This is a genomic window from Lampropedia aestuarii (assembly GCF_004803635.1).
In the GTDB taxonomy this organism is placed as follows: Bacteria; Pseudomonadota; Gammaproteobacteria; order Burkholderiales; family Burkholderiaceae_C; genus Lampropedia; species Lampropedia aestuarii.
On record NZ_SSWX01000023.1, the window covers coordinates 40,392 to 63,421 of the forward strand.

At 56.8% G+C, this 23,030-nt stretch carries 20 protein-coding genes; 11 read left to right on the forward strand and 9 right to left on the reverse strand.

Annotated features, from left to right (window positions below; translation table 11 throughout):
* Positions 1 to 88: 88 nt before the first annotated feature.
* The 3 genes from E8K88_RS15000 (at position 89) to lipA (ending at position 2,308) form a co-directional block, all read left to right on the forward strand.
* Positions 89 to 388, forward strand: coding sequence for an HP0495 family protein (locus E8K88_RS15000; protein ID WP_136407488.1), 300 nt, complete (start codon positions 89 to 91; stop codon positions 386 to 388).
* A 225-nt stretch (positions 389 to 613) separates the two neighbouring features.
* A complete protein-coding gene (lipB, locus tag E8K88_RS15005) occupies positions 614 to 1,315 on the forward strand; it encodes a lipoyl(octanoyl) transferase LipB (protein ID WP_276606677.1) in 702 nt (233 codons plus the stop codon).
* A gap of 12 nt (positions 1,316 to 1,327) precedes the next feature.
* Positions 1,328 to 2,308 carry a lipoyl synthase gene (gene lipA, locus E8K88_RS15010; protein WP_136407490.1) on the forward strand — a complete coding sequence of 327 codons (981 nt, stop codon included), beginning with the start codon at positions 1,328 to 1,330 and terminating at the stop codon, positions 2,306 to 2,308.
* A gap of 67 nt (positions 2,309 to 2,375) precedes the next feature.
* Here the strand turns inward: lipA and E8K88_RS15015 are convergent, their stop codons facing one another.
* From E8K88_RS15015 to E8K88_RS15025, 3 genes are all read right to left on the reverse strand, one after another.
* Positions 2,376 to 3,578, reverse strand: a complete 1,203-nt coding sequence (locus tag E8K88_RS15015; RefSeq protein ID WP_136407491.1) for a sugar transporter — start codon at positions 3,576 to 3,578, stop codon at positions 2,376 to 2,378.
* Positions 3,579 to 3,862: 284 nt separating this feature from the next.
* A complete protein-coding gene (locus E8K88_RS15020) occupies positions 3,863 to 5,539 on the reverse strand; it encodes an ABC transporter ATP-binding protein (RefSeq protein ID WP_136407492.1) in 1,677 nt (558 codons plus the stop codon).
* Positions 5,536 to 6,678 carry an ABC transporter permease gene (locus E8K88_RS15025; RefSeq protein ID WP_136407493.1) on the reverse strand — a complete coding sequence of 381 codons (1,143 nt, stop codon included), beginning with the start codon at positions 6,676 to 6,678 and terminating at the stop codon, positions 5,536 to 5,538. The genes E8K88_RS15020 and E8K88_RS15025 overlap by 4 nt, the downstream gene beginning before the upstream one ends.
* A gap of 256 nt (positions 6,679 to 6,934) precedes the next feature.
* On the opposite strand from E8K88_RS15025, the gene E8K88_RS15030 reads away from it, so the two are divergent.
* Positions 6,935 to 9,628 (forward strand): bifunctional acetate--CoA ligase family protein/GNAT family N-acetyltransferase, encoded by a 2,694-nt coding sequence (locus E8K88_RS15030; RefSeq protein ID WP_136407494.1) that lies wholly within the window; start codon positions 6,935 to 6,937, stop codon positions 9,626 to 9,628.
* 141 nt (positions 9,629 to 9,769) lie between these two features.
* On the opposite strand, the gene ppa is transcribed toward E8K88_RS15030, so the two are convergent.
* From ppa to E8K88_RS15045, 3 genes are all read right to left on the reverse strand, one after another.
* The gene (ppa, locus tag E8K88_RS15035; protein WP_136407495.1) at positions 9,770 to 10,297 is read right to left on the reverse strand and encodes an inorganic diphosphatase; all 528 of its coding nucleotides are present in this window, start codon (positions 10,295 to 10,297) and stop codon (positions 9,770 to 9,772) included.
* 219 nt (positions 10,298 to 10,516) lie between these two features.
* Positions 10,517 to 11,005, reverse strand: coding sequence for a peroxiredoxin (locus tag E8K88_RS15040; protein ID WP_136407511.1), 489 nt, complete (start codon positions 11,003 to 11,005; stop codon positions 10,517 to 10,519).
* A 540-nt stretch (positions 11,006 to 11,545) separates the two neighbouring features.
* Complete coding sequence (locus E8K88_RS15045; RefSeq protein ID WP_136407496.1) at positions 11,546 to 11,926, reverse strand: Mth938-like domain-containing protein; 381 nt, start codon at positions 11,924 to 11,926, stop codon at positions 11,546 to 11,548.
* 102 nt (positions 11,927 to 12,028) lie between these two features.
* Here E8K88_RS15045 and E8K88_RS15050 point away from each other — a divergent pair, with 102 nt between their 5' ends.
* From E8K88_RS15050 to E8K88_RS15080, 7 genes are all read left to right on the forward strand, one after another.
* Positions 12,029 to 13,330, forward strand: coding sequence for a pyridoxal phosphate-dependent aminotransferase (locus tag E8K88_RS15050; RefSeq protein WP_136407497.1), 1,302 nt, complete (start codon positions 12,029 to 12,031; stop codon positions 13,328 to 13,330).
* A 96-nt stretch (positions 13,331 to 13,426) separates the two neighbouring features.
* The gene (locus tag E8K88_RS15055; protein ID WP_136407498.1) at positions 13,427 to 14,761 is read left to right on the forward strand and encodes a homoserine dehydrogenase; all 1,335 of its coding nucleotides are present in this window, start codon (positions 13,427 to 13,429) and stop codon (positions 14,759 to 14,761) included.
* Positions 14,762 to 14,775: 14 nt separating this feature from the next.
* On the forward strand, positions 14,776 to 16,209 hold the full coding sequence (gene thrC, locus E8K88_RS15060; protein ID WP_136407499.1) for a threonine synthase: 1,434 nt from the start codon (positions 14,776 to 14,778) through the stop codon (positions 16,207 to 16,209).
* Positions 16,210 to 16,318: 109 nt separating this feature from the next.
* Complete coding sequence (locus tag E8K88_RS15065) at positions 16,319 to 17,914, forward strand: Na/Pi cotransporter family protein (RefSeq protein ID WP_136407500.1); 1,596 nt, start codon at positions 16,319 to 16,321, stop codon at positions 17,912 to 17,914.
* A 216-nt stretch (positions 17,915 to 18,130) separates the two neighbouring features.
* Complete coding sequence (locus E8K88_RS15070; protein WP_136407501.1) at positions 18,131 to 18,703, forward strand: DUF3455 domain-containing protein; 573 nt, start codon at positions 18,131 to 18,133, stop codon at positions 18,701 to 18,703.
* Positions 18,704 to 18,772: 69 nt separating this feature from the next.
* Positions 18,773 to 19,348: a sigma-70 family RNA polymerase sigma factor gene (locus E8K88_RS15075; RefSeq protein WP_136407502.1), complete on the forward strand. Its 576-nt coding sequence runs from the start codon at positions 18,773 to 18,775 to the stop codon at positions 19,346 to 19,348.
* A complete protein-coding gene (locus E8K88_RS15080; RefSeq protein WP_136407503.1) occupies positions 19,345 to 20,094 on the forward strand; it encodes an anti-sigma factor in 750 nt (249 codons plus the stop codon). Before E8K88_RS15075 ends, E8K88_RS15080 begins: the two co-directional genes overlap by 4 nt.
* Positions 20,095 to 20,370: 276 nt before the next feature.
* Here the strand turns inward: E8K88_RS15080 and purF are convergent, their stop codons facing one another.
* The 3 genes from purF to E8K88_RS15095 form a co-directional block, all read right to left on the reverse strand.
* The gene (gene purF / locus E8K88_RS15085) at positions 20,371 to 21,867 is read right to left on the reverse strand and encodes an amidophosphoribosyltransferase (RefSeq protein WP_136407504.1); all 1,497 of its coding nucleotides are present in this window, start codon (positions 21,865 to 21,867) and stop codon (positions 20,371 to 20,373) included.
* Positions 21,868 to 22,044: 177 nt separating this feature from the next.
* Positions 22,045 to 22,593: a CvpA family protein gene (locus E8K88_RS15090; RefSeq protein ID WP_136407505.1), complete on the reverse strand. Its 549-nt coding sequence runs from the start codon at positions 22,591 to 22,593 to the stop codon at positions 22,045 to 22,047.
* A gap of 71 nt (positions 22,594 to 22,664) precedes the next feature.
* On the reverse strand, positions 22,665 to 23,030 hold a 366-nt coding region (locus E8K88_RS15095), incomplete at its 5' end, for an SPOR domain-containing protein (protein ID WP_136407506.1).

A 23,030-nucleotide genomic window follows, 5' to 3' on the forward strand; every position in this document is an offset into this window, starting at 1 on the left:
ACGCCCCAACACGATTGTGCAAAGCCATGCTGCGCTTGGCTTTGCACAAGCTCTTTAATTCAGCAACAACGCCCTCACCTAGATCGCTATGACTGAACAAAACACCCCCCAAAACAGCAACGACAACCCACTTGACTCTGTGATCGAGTACCCGTTGGACTTTCCGATCAAAGTCATGGGTTTGAAATCCGAGGAGTTTCTGGCCGCTGTGAAAGAAATTGCCAACAAACACGATCCAGAATTTGACGAAGCCACGATTGAATTGCGCGACAGCCGCGAAGGCAAATACCAAAGCGTCACCATCACGATTTTGGCGACCAGCCGTGACCACCTTGATGGCATTTACCGTGAGCTGACCGCCCACCCATTGTCAAAAATGGTGTTTTAAGAACGTGTTCAATGCTTTTTGCGGCCTCGCCAAGGCCCAAAAGGCGCATTGCCTTGTTGAAAATCCCCGCCGGGCATAGTAGCGCGACTGCGGCTTTTGCCGTGCACTGCCAGCTTTTGGGCTTCAATGCGGCTGCGTCGAGATTTTGAACAGGCTCTGAGCCAGCGCGTTTCGACACCAGCACCATTTGCTCGGTATATTGGCGCGCAACGCCACAGATTTCTCATCCACGTGATTGTCAAACAGCTAGGAATGGCAGAGTACCTGCCAACCATTCAGGCCATGGAAGCCTTTACTGCGCAGCGCACGCTGCTCAGTGAGGACGAGCTATGGCTGTGCGAGCACGCCGCCGTCTTCACGCTGGGGCAAGGTGCCAAACCTGAGCACCTGCTCAATCCCGGCACCATTCCGGTTGTGCAGACTGCGCGCGGAGGCCAGGTGACCTACCATGGCCCAGGCCAGTTAGTGGCCTACCCACTGCTGAACCTCAAGCAGCGCGGCATTTTCATCAAAGAGTACGTACGCAGGTTGGAGCAGGTCGTCATCGACACCTTGCTGCATTTTGGCATTGCGGCACAGCGCATCGCTGGTGCCCCCGGCGTCTACGTCCGCACCACCCCTGCCCACAGCCCTGCACCAACCGCCAGCCCCCTGCCCTCTGCAGGTCCCTCGTTTACAGGCATGGCCAAGATTGCCGCCTTAGGCATCAAGGTCAGTAAAAGTTGCGCCTACCATGGTTTGGCCCTGAATGTCGCGATGGACTTGCAACCTTACAGTCGCATCAATCCCTGTGGCTACCAGCACCTGGCTACGACAGACATGCATACAATGGGCGCCTCAGCCACTGTCGCCGAGGTGTCTGCTGTGCTCAGCGCGTTGCTGGCGCAGCAGTTAGCCCCACCACCCTCCATTGACAAGTCCAGTTAAGCACACGCCGTTATGACGACTCCAACCACGCCAACGCAGTCCGTTGCAGCCCCTTCTTACGACCCCACCATCAAGCAAAAAGCCGCGGCCAAGCTATCGCGCATTCCAATCAAGGTCGAGCGCAGCGAATTGCTGAAAAAGCCAGACTGGATTCGTGTCAAAGCCGGCTCACCGACCACGCGCTTTTACGAGATCAAGCAAATTCTGCGTGAGCACAAGCTGCACACCGTGTGTGAAGAGGCCAGCTGCCCCAATATTGGCGAGTGCTTTGGCAAAGGCACGGCAACCTTCATGATCATGGGTGACAAATGCACACGCCGCTGCCCATTTTGCGACGTCGGCCATGGTCGCCCTGACCCGCTGGACAAGGATGAGCCGCTGAACCTGGCCAAAACCATCGCCGCTTTGAAACTCAACTACGTGGTCATTACCAGCGTGGACCGCGACGACTTGCGCGATGGCGGCAGCGGCCATTTTGTCGAGTGCATCCAGCGCATTCGCGAGTTGTCACCCACCACCCAGATCGAGATTCTGGTGCCTGATTTCCGTGGCCGCGATGACCGTGCGCTGGAAATCCTCAAGGCCGCACCGCCCGATGTGATGAACCACAACCTGGAAACCGCACCGCGCCTGTACAAGCAAGCTCGCCCAGGATCTGACTACCAGTTCAGCCTGAACCTGCTGAAGAAATTCAAGGCCTTGCACCCCAATGTGCCAACCAAAAGCGGCATCATGGTTGGCTTGGGCGAGACCGATGAGGAAATTCTGCAGGTCATGCGCGACATGCGTGAACACGGCATCGACATGCTCACGATTGGCCAGTACCTGGCACCGTCCAATAGCCACCTGCCGGTCAAACGCTATGTCCACCCTGACACCTTCCAGATGTTTGAAGACGAAGCCTACAAAATGGGTTTTAGCCACGCTGCCGTAGGCGCGATGGTGCGTTCAAGTTATCACGCTGACGAACAAGCGCACGCTGCCGGTTATTAATCGCGCGGCAGCGCAAGCTCCGGACACGCAAAAAAGCCGACCTGCTCACCAGCGAGGTCGGCTTTTTTTATGTCTCAATTTTCTGCGTTGCAAACACCGCCTTGTAACGCTGCAAGGCCAGCGCAGCGCCGATCAAGCCCACGATGGCAATCACACCGCCGACATAGCCGACCTCAGCCACACCCATATGGATGCCGACCTGGCTGCCCAGCAATGCGCCCGCACCAATGCCGACATTAAAGAGCCCGGAGAACAAGGACATGGCCACATCGGTCGAGTCAGAGGCCAAGCCCAACACCCGCGCTTGCATCACCAGCACCAGGCACAAAAACACCATGCCCCACAGCACGATCAGTGGCAGCAATACAAAGATGTGAGGAGCAGATGGCTGCAGGCCCAATAAGCACAAGGCCAAAGCCCCGAAAGTGGCCAGTAGAAACGCATCAGGGCGCTTCAAACCTTGCCAGCTAAACAGCGCAGAACCCAGCAAGCCAGCCCCACCAAACAGCAGCAAAATCCAGGTGACAAATTGCGGACTCAGCAGCGCGACATGCTCCATAAAAGGCTCCATATAGCTGTAAGCCGTAAAGTGCGCGGTCACGCTGACAATGATCAACGCATAAATGCTCACCAGCGCAGGGCGCTTGAGCAAAATAGGCAAGCTGCTCAAATCGCCGCTGTTTTTACTAGGCAAGCGTGGCAGCAAACGCATCAGCAGCAGCATGACCACCAAGGCGATCACACCAATCAGCGCAAAGGTCCAGCGCCAGCCCATCAGAGCGCCGACCATGCGCCCGAGCGGAATGCCCAGCACCATCGCCATCGACGTACCGGTGGCCAGCATGCCCAGCGCCTGGCCTTTGCGACCAGCAGGCGCAATGCGCACCACCAGTGAGGCCGTGATTGACCAAAAAATCGCATGCGCTGCAGCAATCCCCAAGCGGCCCGCCAATAGCACGTAAAAGTTGGGCGCGAGTGCGCAGACCACATGGCTTGCAATAAACAACGCAAACAGCCAAGTGAGCAGCTTGCGGCGCTCGACTTCACGGGTCACCAGCATCAAGGGCAAGGATGCCAGTGCGACTGCCCACGCGTAGATGGTCAGCATCAAACCGACATGTTCCGTGCGCATGTCAAAGCTGCGCCCAATATCAGACAAAAGACCAATCGGCACAAACTCCGTGGTATTGAAAATAAAAGCCGATAGCGCCAAGGCAATCACGCCCCACCAGGGGTTGACGCTTGATGACGGTGAAGACTCAACTTGCATCACCGATTCCTTCAAAAAATAGACTTGTGCTGTGCAGGCCGATGGAGATTGGCACACCTCACCGCCTGATGAGCGGATGCGCAGACATGCGCGACGAAAAGGCGAGATTGTGATCGAAATTGATAACAGGAATGGCCTGCACTACGAGAAAACCCGTAGAGAGCATGCCCTGCGCATGGCTGCAATGCACATCACTTAAAAATATGCATGCAGCGTTGCTAAAGCCAAACCGCCAACGCCTGGACCGCTTGGCTGTGTGCGCTCGGCACTTCAATCTCGGCACTTCAATGGGCGGCGGTTCGCACCGACTGGCCGTAACCTGCTGCCGCCACCAAAGCCTGTGTGTACGCATGCTGTGGCTGCTGCAAGACCTGATGCATCTCGCCGGCCTCCACAACTGCACCGGACTTCATCACCATCACCCGGTGCGCCATGGCTTTGACGACATCGACATCATGGGTGATCAGCAAATAGGCCAAGCCACGCTCTTTTTGCAGCCGCTGCAGCAACGCCAACACCTGCTGCTGAATCGTCGCATCCAGCGCGCTAGTGGGCTCATCAAGCACCAGCACACTGGGCTGCACCACCAAGGCACGTGCAATCGCAATGCGCTGGCGCTGGCCGCCCGAGAATTCATGCGGGTAGCGCTCCAGCAGGCCTGGAAACTGCGTTTGCGTCAGGCCAACCTCGGCCAGGACGTCAGCGACGGTCTGCCTGCGTTGCTCAGCGCTGGCATCGGGTGAGTGGACCCGCAAGCCTTCGCCGACGATTTCGCCAATCGTCAAACGCGGCGACAGTGCCGAAAACGGGTCTTGGAACACCACCTGCACACGTTGGCGCAAGGCCTGGTTGTGGGCATTGTTGCGGCTGGCTGGCTGCTGCCAGTGCTGCCCCATCAACTCCAACTGCCCAACTGCGGCAATCAAACCCAACACGGCCTGAGCCAAGGTGGTTTTGCCTGAACCGGACTCACCGACCACCGCCATGGTCTCGCCTGGGCGCAGGTAAAAATCCATTGGCTGCACGGCCTGGAACTGGCCTTTTTTGAACCAGCCACGCACTCCGGCGATCGGCACATCGTAGAACACGCTCAGTTGCTGAGCACGCAAACGGGCTGGCTCGCCGCCTTGCTCTATGGGCGGCAATTCCACCACATTGCGCACTGGGCGGCTGTCAATCAAACGGCGCGTATAGTCTTGCTGCGGCTGATTGAATACCTGCTCGACGGGCCCTTGCTCAACAATCAAGCCGTTTTGCATCACTGCGACCGAGTCTGCAAACTGGCGCACCAGGTTCAAATCATGTGTGATCATCAGCACCGCCATGCCGGTGCTGCGCTGCAAATCGCTGAGCAACTCCAGAATCTGCATGCGCAGCTGGACATCCAAAGCAGTGGTCGGCTCATCCGCAATCAAGAGCTTGGGGCGGTTGGCCAAGGCCATTGCAATGACCGCGCGTTGGCGTTGCCCACCACTGAGCTGGTGCGGATAAGCGCCAGCGCGGCGCTCTGGCTCAGGGATGCCGGTTTGCGCCAACAAATGCACCGCCTCTTGCCAAGCTTGCTTTTTGGACAGCGCTTGCTTGAGCTCGACCACTTCGGCGATTTGCCGCCCCACGGTCATCAACGGATTCAAGGCTGTCATCGGCTCCTGAAACACCACAGCAATCGCATCGCCGCGCACACGGCGCAGTTGGTGTTCTGGCAATTGCAATAAATCCTGGCCATCAAAGCCGACCCGGCCTGACAGCTGCGCACCCTCAAGCAAACGCAGCACACTGAGCGCGGTGACCGATTTGCCTGAGCCCGACTCCCCCACCAGCGCGAATTTTTCGCCACGCTGGATCTGAAAGCTCACGCCGTGCACGACTGGCTGCGCACTGTGGCCAAAGCCCACCTGCAGTTGCTGCACATCGAGCAATGGCTGGGCATCGCGAGCTAAAGGCGTAGAAGTGTGACTCATGGCATCACCCCTTTGGCGGAGCTGGTGACCGGCGTATTCAGTGACAAGCCAGTTTCTTCGGCAGAGGTACCAATGCCTGGTTTCGTTGGCAATACATCGGTATGGACTTTGCGTGGGTCCAGTGCGTCTCGCAAGGCATCGCCCATCAGCGTCAGCAGCAGCAAGGTCACAACCATCACGGCAAAGGTAAAAACACCTATCCACCAGGCATCCAAATTGTTTTTGCCTTGGTTGAGCAACTCCCCCAGTGATGGCGTGCCTGGCGGCACTCCCAGCCCCAAAAAGTCCAGAGCGACCAAAGCCGCAATCGCCGCACTCATGCGAAATGGCAAGAAAGTCACGACCGGTGTCATGCTGTTGGGCAGGATATGCCGCCACATCAAATGCCAGTTGCCCACGCCCAAGGCTCTGGCCGACTTGACGTAGTCGAGCTGGCGGTTGCGCAAGAACTCTGCACGCACATAGTCAGACAAACCCATCCAGCCAAAAATACTCAAAATCACCAGCAACAAGCCGACACTGGGCTGAAAGATCGCGCTGAGAATAATCAGCAAAAATAGCTCTGGCAGCGAACTCCAGATCTCAATGAGCCGCTGGCCAAACAAATCGATCTTGCCAGCAAAAAAACCCTGCATTGCCCCAATCAGCACACCCAACACCACCCCTATGGCCGTCAACGCCAGGCCGAACAAGGCACTGACGCGAAAGCCATAGAGCAACTGCGCCAATAAATCACGGCCTCGGTCGTCCGTGCCTAGCCAGTTTTGCGAAGAAGGCGGCGCAGGATCGGGGGCCGCGCTGTAGTAGTTGATGGTGCGCGGGCCGTAGCGGTTGAGCGGAAAAATCGCCCAATTGCCATCGCTGGTGATGCGCTGGTAAATATACGGATCGAGGTAGTCGGCCTGCGTGACAAAATCGCCGCCGAACTGGGTTTCAGGGTAATTTTTGAATAGCGGAAAGTAGTACTCGCCCTGGTATTGCATCACCAAGGGCTTGTCATTGGAGAGCACTTCGGCAAACAAGCTGACCACCAGCATGCAGCTAAACAGCACAAAACTCCAATACCCGAGGCGGCTGCGCTTGAAGCGGCGCCAAGCCCGCTGGCCAGGTGACAAGATGGCAGGGTGAGTCTGGGACATGAAGCTGGGCACCAATCCAATGAAAAGTATCGATAAGATCGTAAACACGTTCTAAGACAAGGCGGCGTTGGATGCCTGTCATGCTGGGCACATACAGGCCTGTGCGCGATTGTCCATAATAGGCCTTTATCAAGCACGCATGGACGAGTATGCTAGCGCGAAGGACAAAGAACAACGCAAAAACACAAGAACATCGCCGCCATTTCCCAAGCACTCTTTTTTGAGCCCATTACGCGCCATCATTCGAGCACCTGCCATGGACCAACACTATCTGTCTGCCTTGTTTGACCCGCAATCGATTTTGCTATTCACCGGCTCCAGCAAACACCCCGAGGCACAAACACCCCAGGCCAAAGCCTTGCACAGCAACCTGAATGAAGACACGTTCAAGGGCAAGATCACCAGGCTCGATAGTACAACAACCGGCACACTGGCGGACCTGGCCTCGACCAAAGCGGATCTGGCCGTGATTGCCTTGCCACACGATGAGATCATGTCGGCGCTGGAGTTGGCAGGCCGGGTCAAAGTCAAGGCCGCCATTGTGTTGTCTGCAGGCGTGGACAGCACGCTAGCCAATGCCATGCACCGCCTGGCACAGCACTTGGGCATCTGGCTATTGGGCCCCAATAGCCAAGGCCTGCAGCGCCCCTACCTGCAGCTCAATGCCGGCGTGATTGGGCCTTTGGCCAGTCAAGGGCAATTGGCGCTGGTGGCACAATCGGGCGCGCTCACAGCCTCCATTCTGGACTGGGCCAGGCACAATGATGTGGGCTTCTCAACAGTGGTCTCGCCAGGGCCTTTGTCGCATGTCAAATTGGCCGATGTGCTGGACTTTCTGGCCACCGACCGACGCACCTCGGGCATTGTGATGTATATGGAAGGCATCAGCAATGCGCGGCGCTTTACCAGCGCGCTGCGCGCTGCCGCCCACTCCAAGCCGGTGGTGGTACTCAAGGCTGGCCGCAAGGCGGCTGGCACGGTGGCAGCGCAAACCCACTCCAGCGCGGTTGTAGGCAGTGACGATGTATTTGATGCCGTACTGCGCCGTGCTGGCGCCGTGCGGGTGCGCTCATTCGTTGAGCTGTTCTCCGCAGCCAAGTGCCTGGCGTCGCGCTATCGGCCCGTGGGCAAACGTCTGGGCATCATCACCAACGGCGGCGGCCCCGGTGTACTGGCGGCCGACTGGACCAATGAAATGGGACTGGAGCTGGGCACGCTGTCCGAGCAGGTCGCGCAGGAGCTCAAGCCCTTGCTCACGCCCAATGCCAGCCTGACTGACCTGATTGATGTCTCAGAAGAAGCCGGCCCGGCAGAATTCAGAGCCGCTCTGGAAGCGACCGCGCGTGACAAGAGCATCCATGGCATTTTGCTGATCTTCTCGCCCAAATGGGGCATTGATCCGGACCAGGTGGCGCAGCAACTGATTGAAATGCGGCCGCAATTGAAGAAACCGTTGATCGCCTGCTGGATGGGCGAGCAGTCCGTAGGCCAAGCGCGCAAAAAACTCTCGGCCGCGCAAATCCCCACCTTCCGCACGCCGGAGGCGGCCGTCGGTGCGTTCTCCAACATCGCCTCGTTCTACCAGAACCAGCAGCTTCTACAGCAAACACCGCCGCCACTGAGCTCCAACCTTGCCAGCCCCGATGTCGAAGGCGCACGCTTATTGATTGAAGGCGTGCTGGCTGAGCGGCGCCACATCCTCACTGAAATGGAGTCCAAGGCGCTGCTGTCGTCCTTTCATATTCCAGTGACGCAAACCCTGCTGGCGCGCAGCCCAGCCGAGGCCATGATGATTGGTGCGCAACTGGGCTTTCCCGTGGCCCTGAAGATTGACTCGCCCGATATTTCCCACAAATCGGATGTCGGAGGCGTGGCCTTGAACGTCATGAGCGCGACTGCGATTCGCGATGTCTACAACGACATGATCGCCAATGTGCGTGAGCTGCGCCCACAAGCGCGTATCAATGGCGTCACGGTGCAAACCATGGCACGCAAAAGCCGTGGACGTGAGCTCTACATTGGCGTGGTCACCGACGATCCGTTTGGCCCTGTCATCGCCTTCGGTGCTGGTGGCACCATGATCGAGCTGATGGCCGACCATGCCATGGAATTGCCGCCGCTCAACCAGTTTTTGGCCAAGCGCCTGATTGAGCGCTCACGCGCCTCGGAAACCTTGCAGGAATGGCGTGGTGCAAAGGCGGTCGACCGCCAAGCACTTGAGCAAGTATTGCTGCGCGTCTCGGAAATGGTCTGCGCACTGCCACAACTGCGCGAGATGGACATCAACCCGATCATCGTCGATGAGAACGGTGTGATTGCCGTCGATGCGCGCATTGTCGTGGGCTCGGCAGCACAAACCTCGCCTGGTCGCTCAGGCAAATATGGGCACTTGTCGATCCTGCCCTACCCTAGTGCCTATGACCAGATTTGGCCCTTGCGCGGCGGCAATGAGTACCGCGTCCGCCCCATTCACCCCGATGATGCCCAAGGTCTGCAAGACCTGGTCAAGCGCATCAAACCCGAAAGCCGCTACTTCCGCTTTGTCTCGCGTCTCTCGGAGCTGCCGCCCTCGATGCTGGCCCAATTCACCCTGATCGACTACGACCGCGAAATGGCCTTGTGTGCGGTGATTGAGGAAGACCATTTGGACGAGCAAGGCCGCAAACACATACGTGAGCGCATCATTGGCGTCTCGCGCTATGTGACCAACCCTGATCAAACCAGCTGCGAGTTTTCCTTGCTGGTCGACGACCAGTTTGTGGGCCAGGGGCTGGGTTCGCGCCTGATGCACAGCATCATGGATGTGGCGCGCGACAAAGGCCTGGAAGAAATCATCGGACTGGTGCTGACCACCAACGACGGTATGCTGCGTCTGATGCGCAGCTTGGGCTTTAGCATCAAAGCCTACCCCGATGACCCAGAGTTCCGGCTGGTCACGCACAGCTTGTAAAAACCTGTTTACGATCTTTTCGCAGACCGCGTTCAGCTGGTCTAAAAACAAAAACCACTGCGGCGCAGGCTGCAGTGGTTTTTTTTGTTGGCCGCCTCTCTAGCGCATCAGCGCCAGACAGGCACGGCCCACACACAAAGCTTATTTGCTCACGTTGGCAATACCATCCACGATTTCTTTGTGCGCATCTTCAATGCCACTCCAGCCCAGCACTTTGACCCATTTGCCTTTTTCCAGGTCTTTGTAGTGCTCAAAGAAGTGGCTGATGGCGTTCAATGTGCCTTCGTTGACGTCGGCAATGCTTTTGAGGTGGGCGTATGCGGGCAGAATTTTTTCGGTAGGCACAGCCAGCACCTTGCCATCCACACCCGACTCGTCTTCCATACGCAAGATACCCAGAGCGCGGCAAGGCACGACAACGCCTGGCTGCAGCGCGTATGGGGTCAGAACCAGCACGTCCACTGGATCGCCGTCACCGGAGAGGGTTTGTGGCACATAGCCGTAGTTGGCTGGGTAGAACATGGCGGTGTTGATGAAACGATCAACAAAAATGGCGCCAGTTTCCTTGTCTACCTCGTACTTGATAGGATCCGAATTTTGAGGAATTTCAATAATGACGTTAAAAACTTCTGGAGCTTTGCTGCCGGCCGGAACGTTGTTCAAGGACATGGTATGGACTCAAAGGAGAGAGAGTTGAAAGAATCCGGCATTCTATACGCCAGCATTCAGCTCAAATCAATTGCTGTGCAAACTAGTCCAAGACAAAAGTCACAGGCTCTTAGTCAGCACAATAGAAAAAGTCCGCATCTGGGGCGGACTTGAGATTGAATCGAATTTGGTGTGACCCTATCGAATAGCCAGCTGCCACAAGCAACAACTGGCGGTAAATCAGGCCACTTGTTTTTCAGCGCCGCTCAATGCTTTGACGGCTTTGAGCACGTCATCGACATGGCCTGGCACTTTCAGACCGCGCCACTCTTGCACCAACACACCATCGGCGTTGATCAGGAAAGTACTGCGCTCAATGCCTTTGACTTTTTTGCCATACATGATCTTGTTTTTCACAACACCAAACATGTGACACATCTTCTCTTCTGTGTCGGCAATCAGCTCAAACGGCAGATCGAGTTTTTCCTTAAAACCATCGTGAGATTTCATGTTGTCGCGGGAGACGCCAAACACTTCAGCGCCAAGTTTGACAAACTTGTCATACTTATCGCGAAACTGCATCGCCTCTGTGGTGCAACCGGGCGTATTGTCCTTTGGATAAAAGTAAAGGATCACAATCTGTCCATTGTGCGAGGAATTACTTACTGTCACTCCTCCAGTTGCGCTAGCTTCAAACTCGGGAAGTGGCTTATTGACAACGATCGCCATATTAATAGGGTCTCTCAATCTAATGTGTCGTTGAAAAGATGTCGAACCTCGCTCAAACCGCAAAAAAATCTTGACAAGCTGCCAATGACATACAAAACTAGCTGACTGGATATATAGGTATAACCAGCCGCTTTTTTGCCTGTCGTTAGGAACAGCTCAAAAAAACTTCACATACTGCGGTTTGCTGCAGCGTATTGCCGCACACTACCAAAGACCACTGCCATCAGCGCAAAGAAGTCGTGGTTGGAGTCTTGGCTGCAGCCCCCAGGCCCTTAAGCCAAAGAGTGCAAGCGCACTGTCACTGGCCGATTTCAGACCAGTTCCCAGACCACCAGTTTTCAAAACCGATTGTCCAGCCAATACCGCTTTTTACGCAAACGCAATGCCATTGCAAGTTGCAGGCCCGGCGCAACCTCTAATTATAAGCGGTTAGCCTTTACAAGTAAAGGTATGCGGCCCTTGCAACGAGTATTCTTCTAGGGCAGCTTGCCATTGGTCGATCTGTGCTAAACGGCGCTGCATATGGCTTGCAGGCACATGTCACTCCAAGATCAGCGCAGCCAAGACCTTGCGCCCCTCTCCTGTCAGCACGTTGTAGGTGCGGCAGGCCGCTGCTGTGTCCATGGTCTCCAAGCCCAGTTGAGCCTGTGCAAAAGGCCTTAGCCATTGCACAGGCGGAAAACGGTTGCGCAAACCGCTACCAAACAAGACCACCTGGGCATCTTGCTGCCGGGCCAATTGGGCGATGAGCTGGAGGTCCTCGGCAGTCAATGCGTCGAAGCTGTTGCACTGCCAAGCCTGCAAAAATCCCTCGCTGCTGAGGATTAGACTGCTCTCAACACGGTTTTGTGGCAATTGAATCCAGCCGGCGCCGTGGCCAATGATGGAGGTCGATTCGGGGTGTTCTGCGTGGAATTTCATGAAGCAAGTGTGGATCTATGCAAATATCAGGAATCAACCCCGATCAAGTGTGGTCAAATTATAGGTTTCCTCCCATCCCCATTTCAGGCTAGAGGTATCTTCATGAAACCGATTCGCAAGTCCACCAAGTTGGCACATGTTCTCTACGACATTCGAGGCCCGATTGTCGAAGAGGCGCGCCGCATGGAAGACGAAGGTCAAAAAGTCATCAAACTCAATATTGGTAACTTGGCCGCGTTTGGATTTGATGCCCCCGAAGAAGTCCAGCAGGACATGATCCGCAATCTGCCGGCCTCTGCGGGCTACTCCGACAGCAAAGGTATTTTTGCAGCGCGCAAAGCAGTGATGCATGAAACCCAGCGCCAAGGCATTGCAGGCGTCACTCTCAACGACGTGTACTTGGGCAATGGCGCCAGTGACCTGATCGCCATGGCCACTAACGCGTTGCTGGACGACGGTGACGAGTTGTTGCTGCCCGCACCGGACTACCCGCTGTGGACCGCCGTGACCAACCTCTCTGGTGGCACGCCGGTGCATTACCTGTGCGATGAAAACCATAACTGGGAGCCGGATCTCAACGACATCCGCAGCAAAATCACCCCCCGCACCAAGGGCATCGTGGTGATCAACCCCAACAACCCCACTGGGGTGATCTATTCCCTCAAGACCTTGCAAGGCATTATCGAGATTGCGCGCGAGCACAATCTGGTGATTCTGGCCGATGAGGTATACGACAAGGTCTTGTACGACGCCAATACCCACACCGCGATTGCCAGCCTCTCCAGCGATGTGCTGACATTGACCTTCAACTCGCTGTCCAAAAGCTACCGCTCCTGCGGCTACCGTGCGGGCTGGATGGTAGTTTCTGGCGACAAACACAGCGCCAAGGACTATATTGAAGGTTTGGATATGCTGGCCAATATGCGCCTGTGCTCCAACGTACCTGGCCAATGGGCGATTCAAACTGCACTGGGTGGCTACCAAAGCATCAACGAGCTGACGTGTGAAGGTGGCCGCCTGCGGCGCCAACGCGATCTGGCCTACGAGCTGATCACGGCCATTCCAGGTGTGAGCTGCGTCAAGCCCCAAGCCACGCTGTACATGTTCCCCAAACTGGATTTGGAGATGTACCCCATAGCCGATGACCGCCAGTTTTTCCTCGAACTGCTCAAGGAAACCCGTGTGATGCTGGTGCAAGGCACAGGCTTTAACTGGACCAAACCAGACCATTTCCGCATCGTGTTCTTGCCGCATGAACCCGATCTGCGCGAAGCCATTGAGCGCATTGCGCGCTTCTTGAAAACGGTGCGCGAACGTGCTGCTGCTCGTAAAACCGGCAGCAACATCGCCGCCGCCCCAACCGCCGCTCTGGAAAGCGCGGCGGCCAGCACCACTGACAGCTAAAGCAGTTTTCTGCCCCACCCTGTTGGTGACGACAGGTTTGCAGTGCGCAAGCGCTGCAAACTATTCACTTATCTCTCGTTCAAATCAACCCATACCATGAACCGCATCAGAGTAGGCCTTCTTGGCATCGGCACCGTCGGTGCCGGCACCTTCACCGTCCTCAAACGCAACCAAGAAGAAATCAGCCGCCGTGCTGGCCACGAAATTACGATTACAGTCGTGGCCGATCTGGATACCAACCGTGCGCGCAGCATTGTGGGCGACGACGTCGAAGTTGTGGCCGACGCACAGCAAGTGGTGACACGCGATGACGTGGATGTGGTGATTGAGTTGATTGGCGGCTACGGCATTGCCAAAACCCTCGTTTTGGCCGCAATTGAAGCCGGCAAGCACGTGGTCACCGCCAACAAAGCATTGCTGGCGGTGCACGGCACCGAGATTTTTGCAGCGGCTGCGCGCAAGGGCGTGATCGTCGCCTATGAGGCGGCGGTCGCCGGTGGCATCCCAATCATCAAAGCGCTGCGCGAAGGCCTGGTGGCCAACCGCATTGACTGGGTGGCCGGCATTGTCAACGGCACAACCAACTTCATCTTGTCGGAAATGCGCGACAAAGGCCTGGACTTTGGCACGGTACTCAAAGAAGCCCAGCGCCTGGGTTATGCCGAAGCCGACCCGACCTTTGACATCGAAGGCATTGATGCCGCCCACAAAACCGCATTGATGAGCGCGATTGCTTTTGGTATTCCGGTGCAGTTTGACAAGGCCCATATCGAGGGCATCACCAAGCTCGAGCGCATCGACATCCAGTACGCCGAACAGCTTGGCTACCGCATCAAGCTGCTGGGCATTGCCAAGCGTGCAGACAAAGGCATTGAGCTGCGCGTACACCCATCGCTGGTGCCAACCCGCCGCCTGATTGCCAGCGTCGAAGGCGCCATGAACGCCGTGGTCGTGCATGGTGATGCGCTGGGCACTACGCTGTACTACGGCGCAGGTGCAGGCTCTGAACCAACGGCCAGCGCGGTGATTGCCGACCTCGTTGACATCGCCCGCCTGCAAGGTGCCGACCCAGCCCACTACACTCCGGTGCTGGGCTTCCAATCGGCCAGCTTGAACGCAGCCCAAAACAATCTGCCAGTGCTGCCAATTGAAGAGGTCGTCACCAGCTACTACTTGCGTGCACGCGTAGCTGATGAGCCCGGCGTATTGGCCCAAATCACCACCATCCTGTCCAACCATGGCGTCAGCATCGACGCGCTGCTGCAGCGTGAATCCGACGACGTGCTGGGCGAAGGCGCGGACCAGACCGACTTGATCATTCTGACCCACCGCACCCGCGAAGGCACAATGAATGATGCACTGGCCACCATCCAGGCACTGCCCACCGTCTTGGGCTCGGTCGTGCGCCTGCGCAAAGAAGAACTGAACTGAGTCAGGAGCGATTGATGCAATACCTCTCCACCCGTGGCGATCCTGAGCGCAAACGCTTTTGCGACATCTTGCTCGAAGGCTTGGCGCCCGATGGCGGCCTGTACCTGCCAGAGCACTATCCGAACATCAGCGCGCAATTGCCAGCGCTGCGCACGATCTACCAAGAGCAAGGCTATGCCGAGCTGGCGTTTGCGATCCTGTCGCTGTACATCGACGACATCCCCGCCGATGATCTGCGCGCCTTGACCCACAAAACCTATACCAAAGCAGTTTTTGGCACGGATGCCATCACACCGGTACGCGAGTTGGAGCAAGGGCTGTGGCTGGAAGGCCTGTCCAACGGCCCAACGCTGGCCTTCAAAGACATGGCCATGCAGCTGCTGGGCAACCTGTTTGAGTACGAACTCGCACGCCGCAAGGCCGAGCTGAATATCCTGGGTGCCACCTCGGGTGACACCGGCAGTGCAGCCGAATACGCCATGCGCGGCAAACAAGGCGTGCGCGTCTTCATGCTCAGCCCACATGGCCGCATGAGTCCATTCCAGCAGGCCCAAATGTTCAGCCTGCAAGATGCCAATATCTTCAATATCGCCGTTGAAGGCGTCTTCGATGATTGCCAGGACATTGTCAAAGCGGTCAGCAATGACTTGTCTTTCAAGCAGCAGTACAAAATTGGCACGGTGAATTCGATCAACTGGGCGCGTTTGCTGGCCCAGGTCGTCTACTACTTTGCGGGTTATTTCCAGGTCACCAAGAACGACAGCGAACCAGTCTCGTTCACCGTCCCGAGTGGCAACTTTGGCAATATCTGCGCTGGCCATGTGGCGCGCCAAATGGGCTTGCCGATCAAGCAACTGGTAGTTGCGACCAATGAAAACGACGTGCTCGACGAGTTCTTCAAAACCGGGATTTACCGCCCAAGAAGCAGCGCCAATACGCTGGAGACCTCCAGCCCGTCAATGGACATCTCCAAAGCCAGCAACTTCGAGCGCTTTGTGTTTGACCTGCTGGGGCGCAACAGCGCCGAGCTGAAAACCCTGTTCACGACCACCTTGGCCGAACAAGGCTTTTTCGACCTCAGTGCAGATCCACGCTTTCAAACACAGCATGCGCGTTTTGGCTTTGTGAGCGGACGCAGCACCCATGCTGACCGACTGGCAACCATCCGTGCGGTCTGGCAAGGCCACCAACAAGAGATCGACACACACACCGCAGACGCGGTCAAAGTCGCACGTGAAGTGCGTCAGGCTGGTGACGAACCGATGCTGGTGCTGGAGACTGCACTGCCGATCAAATTCAGCGCAACGATTATTGAAGCCCTGGGCCATGAGCCGCAACGCCCTGCAGCCTTCAACGGCATCGAAGACCTGCCCAAACGCGTGCAAGTTTTGCCTGCCGATGTACAGCAGATCAAAGCCGTGATCGAACAAGCAACGCAAGCTGTTTAAGCCTTCGCACACTGCGATCATTCGATCCGAACACCGCCTGCAAGAGCTCTCTTGCAGGCGGTTTTTTTAGTAAGCTGTCAGCCTCATCACACAAAGAAAGCCATACCAAGTGATTACAACACTCAGCATGCTGGCCGGAGGGATTGGCGTGTTTCTGCTGGGCATGGTGCTCATGTCAGACAGTCTCAAGGCCATGGCCGGTGAATCGCTGCGCTCAGGCCTGGCCAAACTCACCGGCAAACCGATCAAGGCCTTGCTCGCCGGCCTTGGCGCAACGGCTGCCGTGCAGTCCTCTACCGCCACCACGATGGCCACGATTGGTTTTGTCAGCGCCGGTCTGCTGTCGTTTCAAAACGCCATTGGCGTGATCATTGGCGCCAATATTGGCTCTACCAGCACCGGCTGGATCGTCGCGCTGCTGGGCATGAAGTTCTCCATCTCCAGCCTGGCCATGCCGGTGATTGCCGTCGGCGCCATTATGAAACTGCTGGGCAAGGATCGGATGGCCTTGGCGGGTCTGGCGCTGGCCGGCTTTGGTTTGATTTTTGTGGGCATCGATTTCTTGCAGCAGGCGATGTCTGGGCTGGCAGCCAAAGTCGACTTGACGCAATATGCCTCGACCGGCATAGGGCCGCGCCTGGTCCTGGTCGGGATCGGCATTGTGATGACCATCATCCTGCAAGCCTCCAGCGCGGCGCTGGCCACCACCTTGGCGGCCTTGTCGACCGGCACGATTGATTTCTCACAAGCCATGTCCTTGGTGATTGGCCAAAACATTGGCACTACTGCAACCGCCCTGCTCGCAGCAGCAGGCGGCACGGCCAGTGCCAAACGCACGGCATTGGTGCATTTGCTCTTTAACCTGGGCTCTGCGGTACTGGCATTTTTCATCTTGCAGCCGCTCTTTAGTTGGGGCACACAGGCCTGGGGCCTGCGGCACGCGGGCATCAATACAGCGTTGGCACTGGCGGCCTTCCATACTGCCTTCAGCGTCTTAGGTGCGATTGTGTTCTTGCCGCAATCGGCCTTGCTCGCACGCTTAGCCACCCGCCTAGCACCAGAGCATGCACCGCCCGGCTTGCGCCAACTCGACGACGCGTTGCTGTCAGTGCCTGCACTGGCGATTGCCGCCGCAGAAAAAACCATCAGTTTGGGCCTGGCAGACACCTGCCATCTGCTGGCCAGGCGCTTGCAAGGCGAAGCCATAGCCAGCAACCAAAGCGGCGTGAGTCTGGACAAGCTCTTGCAATCGGTTGATGCTTATACGACCAAGCTGCCCACACCACAATCGGCGGCCGACCAACAGCGCCTGATGCACTTGCTGCTGCTGCTCGACCAAACGCGCGTATTGCGTGACGACTTGAGTGGCTTGCACCATGCCGACACCATTCGCCACCAGCCGGGCTTATGGGATTTGGCACAACGCCTGCCCGCCACCTTGGAACACACTGCCCACTGGTTAGCCGGCGATGGCGTGGTCGTGCAGGAAGAAGTCACCGAAGAGTTGCGCCAAATCACCGAATGGGTGCATGAACACCAACAAAACGCCAGGCGCAGTGTGGTGGAAAACGCCGTCAATGAGCACATCAGCCCAGCTGCAGCGCTAGACCAATTGACTGCGCAGCGCTGGTTGGAACGCTTGTCCAAGCACATCACGCGCATTGCCGAAACCCTGGGCGAGACACGCGCACTGTTCAGAGAATAAGACCCAAAAAAACAAAGGTTGACAGAATTCAACCCACTTCATTTTTTATTGTTCAACTTATTTTCAAAAAAAAGCATCTCCACTGCATCCAAAAGTCCAGTTGGCGGGTAGTACCAACAGCAGCACACGCAAGGCTGCTGCCTCACTGGACACCTGCGCGCAGCTTCGGCCCAACGCAAGTGTTTGGCTCACCATACTTTTGCTAGGAGAGATCTGATGTTGACTACTTCCAAGACTTCCCGCTCGGCCAGCCTGACTTGCGCTGGCGCTGCGTTGATTGTGCTGGCCGCCTGCAACGCCATGGCCCAATCAAGCCAACCATTCAATCAAGAGGCACTGCCAGCCCCCATCCAAGTGCCAGCAGGCAATCAAGTGGCATGGGAAACCGTGGGCAGCGGCGAGATCACCTACGAATGCCGTGACAAAGCCTATGAAGTGGGTACAACAGAATGGGTCTTTGTCGGTCCAGAAGCCGTACTGAAAGACCGCGCAGGCAAACAAGTTGGCCGCTACTATGGACCACCTGCGACTTGGGAGGCTGCTGACGGCTCCAAACTGACCGCCAAACAACTCGCGGTCGCCCCAGCTGGCGAAGGCAATTTGCCTTACCAATTGGTACAAGCCGACCCTGTGATGGGCAGCGGCGCACTGGAAGGGGTTAGCTATATCCAACGCGTGGCATTGAAAGGCGGCACAGCACCCAAGGACAAACCATGTACGGCTGAGACCAAAGGCCAAAAAGCCATGGTGCCATACCAGGCTGATTACATCTTCTGGAAACCTATGTAACCAAGGCAATACTGGCAGCTATACTAGTGCGAAGCTTCTTCAACCCCAGGCTTCGCGCCACACTCCTACATGCCGCCTGCACCTCTCTCAGACAATGTGTTTGACCATGATGCCGCCTTATTGGCTTGTGCACGCGGTGATCAGCGGGCCTTGCACACGATTTATGAGCGTGAATCCTCTTTTTTGTTAGGGGTCGCCAAACGCATTGTGCGCGACCACGCGACCGCAGAAGATGTACTGCATGATGCTTTTGTGTCCATCTGGCAGCGCGCTGCCAGTTTTGATGCCAGTCGCGGCGCAGGCAGAGGCTGGATTTACAGCATCGTCAGGCACACTGCGCTGAATCGGCTGCGTGACAGCAGCCATGAAACCACGCTCGATGACACCGCCACCGCCCAGTATGACGCACAAACGGCGATGCTGGCATGGCAAACCCAAGGCGAGGCATGGAGCCGCCAGGCAGATCTGGGTCAGTTGGAGCGCTGCTTAGACAGGCTTGAGCCAGAGCGCCGCCATTGCCTGCTGCACGCCTACGTCGAAGGTTGCAGCCACAGTGAGATTGCCACACGGCTTAAAACCCCTTTAGGCACCGTGAAGGCTTGGATACAACGAGGGCTACGCAGCCTGCGGGAATGCATGCAATGAGCGTCGATCACACAGCCCCCGAAGTGCCACTGGATGCGCAAGAAGACGACGCACTGCAAACGCTGGCCGGTGAATACGTCCTTGGCACCTTGACTGCGGCACAGCGGCGCGAGGTCGAGGCCCGCCTGCCACACAATGCAGCACTACAAAACGCCATACTCGCCTGGGAGAATCGCTTATTGCCGTTGACCAAGCTCGTGGAGCCGGTGCAGGCATCGCCTGCGCTCTGGCCGCGCATTGCCGCCAGCACAACAGCAGCGCTTGCAGCACACACAGCGCAGCGGCGCACCAAAGTGTGGTGGCAATGGGACAGCTTATCGCTGTGGCGCAGCCTAGCTGGCAGTGGTTTTGCCACCGCCGCAATCCTGGCAGGCCTATTGTGGAGTGGCGCAGCCACTCCACCAGCAGCGGCGCGCTACTTTGTTGTTTTAGCAGCACCTGACAACCAGTCACCGGGCTGGCTGGTGCAGGCCCAAGCCGCTAATCGCCTGCAGCTCATACCCTTGGGCCATGAAGCCTTGCCTGCTGAAAAATCACTGCAATTCTGGACCAAGGCCGATGGCTGGCGTGGCCCAGTTTCGTTGGGCTTAGTCGAGCCTGGTGAAGTCCTTGAAATTCCAGTTGACCAACTCCCGCCGCTGCAGCCCAACCAGCTGTTTGAGCTGACGCTAGAGCCAGCAGGAGGCTCACCGCTGGATCGGCCAACCGGACCGATTCAATTCATTGGCCGTGCTGTGCAAATTTAAAAATGCCACACTAGGCCCGGTTGGATTGGGCGAGTGACGGGCAGCATATCCATGCTGAACATACGATCCTAGCCGCCGCCCAATCATCCGTCTGTTTCTGCGGTCTTAAGCACTCAGGTAAACGACCACCCCACTTTTTGCCGCGCACCGTATCCTTGTGGACTCCAATGCGGTCTGCGAACAGATCGTAAACAGGTTCTAAAACAAAACAGACGCCCAAAGGGCGTCTGCTATTAAGGCACATCTATTGCCCCAAGACACGCTGAAGCTTGCTAATCAGCTAAGCGCACTGTCAGCATCTGCATCATCCTGGACCACAGGGTTGCGGTCAGCATTGAGCTCTGAAATCGACTCTGCAGTGACATCACCAGTCACGTACACACCATCAAAGCAAGAAGCGTCAAAACCACCGAGCGATGGGTTGAGAGAACCCACGGCTTTTTTCATCGCCTCGACATCTTGGTAAATCAACGCATCGCAACCGATCAGCTGGCGGATTTCCTCCAGGCTGCGGTCATGTGCAACCAGCTCCTCTTTGGTCGGCATGTCAATGCCGTAAACGTTCGGGTAGCGCACTGGCGGCGCGGCGCTGGCCAGGTACACCTTGTTGGCACCGACCTCACGGGCCATTTGCACGATTTCTTTAGAAGTCGTGCCGCGCACAATCGAGTCGTCGACCAGCAGCACATTGCGCCCTTTGAACTCACTGGCAATCGCATTGAGTTTTTGGCGCACCGACTTTTTACGCACCCCTTGGCCCGGCATGATGAAGGTGCGTCCGACGTAGCGGTTTTTCACAAAACCTTCACGGTAAGGTTTGCCAATCAGCTGGGCCAATTGCATCGCGCTGGGGCGGCTCGACTCAGGAATGGGAATCACCACATCAATATCGTTGGGCGGCACAGCCGACAATACGCGTTTAGCCAGTGTTTCACCCAGATTCAAGCGTGCGGCGTAGACCGAGATACCATCCAGCACGGAGTCAGGACGGGCCAAATAAATGAACTCAAAAATGCATGGATTGTGGTGTGCCTGGCCCTCTGGAACGCATTGCGCACTGAAGGCTTCGCCCTGCAGATCAATGAATACGGCCTCACCGGGCGCAATATCACGATCCAGCGCAAAGCCTGTGCCTTCCAAAGCCACGGACTCGCTGGCCAGCATGAACGAGCCATCGTCGCTCTTCTTGCTCAAACACAAAGGACGGATGCCATGCGGGTCTCTGAATGCCAGCATGCCGTATCCAGCAATCATCGCAATCACCGAGTACGAACCGCTGACGCGCTTGTGCACCGCAGCCACTGCGGCAAACACCGTCTCAGGCGTGAGTTTGCTGCCGCTGGTGACGCGGTCAAGCTCATGCGCGAGCACGTTCAGCAAGACCTCAGAGTCACTGGTGGTGTTGGTGTGGCGGTGGTCAGTGCCAAACAATTCTTTGCGCAGTGCTTTGGCGTTGGTGATATTGCCGTTGTGCACCATCACAATGCCAAATGGCGCATTGACGTAGAACGGCTGCGCTTCTTCCTCGCTATTGGCATCTCCTGCAGTCGGGTAACGCACCTGGCCCAGACCGGTATTGCCCGGCAGGCTGCGCATATTGCGTGTGCGAAACACATCACGCACCATGCCCTTGGCTTTGTGCATGAAAAACTTGCGATCGAGCTGGGTCACAATCCCTGTTGCGTCTTGACCACGGTGCTGCAGCAGCAGCAAAGCGTCATAAATCAATTGATTGACCGGACTGTGGCTCACGACTCCGACAATTCCACACATATTGTGTTTCTCCTGGGCGACAAAAAAACTGCACAGCAACACCTGCCCGCACACGCGCAGCACTGGCATTGCAACAAGACTTTAAAACAAAGGTAAATTCAGTACGAGAATCTGGACTAATACAAGCGCTGCCCTGTGCGTGCAGATGGCTTGCGAATGGTCTGTAACAGCAGCCCTTTAGGGCTTGGCAGGCGTGAGCGACTCCAACACAGGTGCAAGCGGGATATTGAGCGGCTCCGTGTCTTGCAATATCTTCCAATTGGGGAGCATCGTGGCCAATTCAAGCCGCGCCCCGTCGAGCCATGGGGCTACTGCTGAAGTCTCCCACCACAACTCATTGCGCCACTGTAGCGCAGACACCACCACTGCAATCACAACGCCCACCAAGGCGATGCGCAGCAAACCAAACAAAGCGCCGATCATGCGGTCGGCTGCACGCAGGCCCAGTTTTTTAGCCGACTGCCGCCCCAGTGAGGCAAGCATCGAAGAAACAAAAACCACAACAATCAAGACCGCCAACATGCCAAGCACACGCTTGACCCCTTCGGCCAACGAGTCGACCGGGATCCAGCTACCCACAGCTGGGCCAAAAGCCATCGCAGCGGCAACACCCAGCACCCAGCCCAGCACGCTGAGGCTTTCAAAAATAAAACCCCGCCAAATGCCAACGGCGACTGATAAAGCAGCCAGCATGAGAAAGGCCAAGTCAAACCCGTTTAATGTCATCGGGGGCAATTCTGAATGGTGTGGGCGTAACGGTTAGAAGAGGCCAGGCAGCAGGCTTGAGGTGTGCATTGTCACATGGACATGATGGCCGCAGGCAAATTCGCCCCTTTGACTCGCTCGGCTGCGCGATCGGCATCGGCCCGGTTGGCAAAAGGCCCGACCCGCACACGCGTTGCACGACCGGCACTGGTTTGCACCACTTGCGTATACGTTTTCAGACCCACAGATTCGAGTTTTTGCTTGATCTCACGCACCTTGGCTTCGTCCGAGAAAGCACCGACCTGCACGATGAAGCGGCCTTCATCGCTGCGGCTGGCGGTTGGCGCAGGGGTGGTCTCGACTGGACGCCCTTCCAACAAGGCTCTGGCACGGGCTGCCTCGGCGCTACTATTGGTTGCAGCACTGGCAGGGGGCCGGACTGCTGGCGGTGGTGGCAC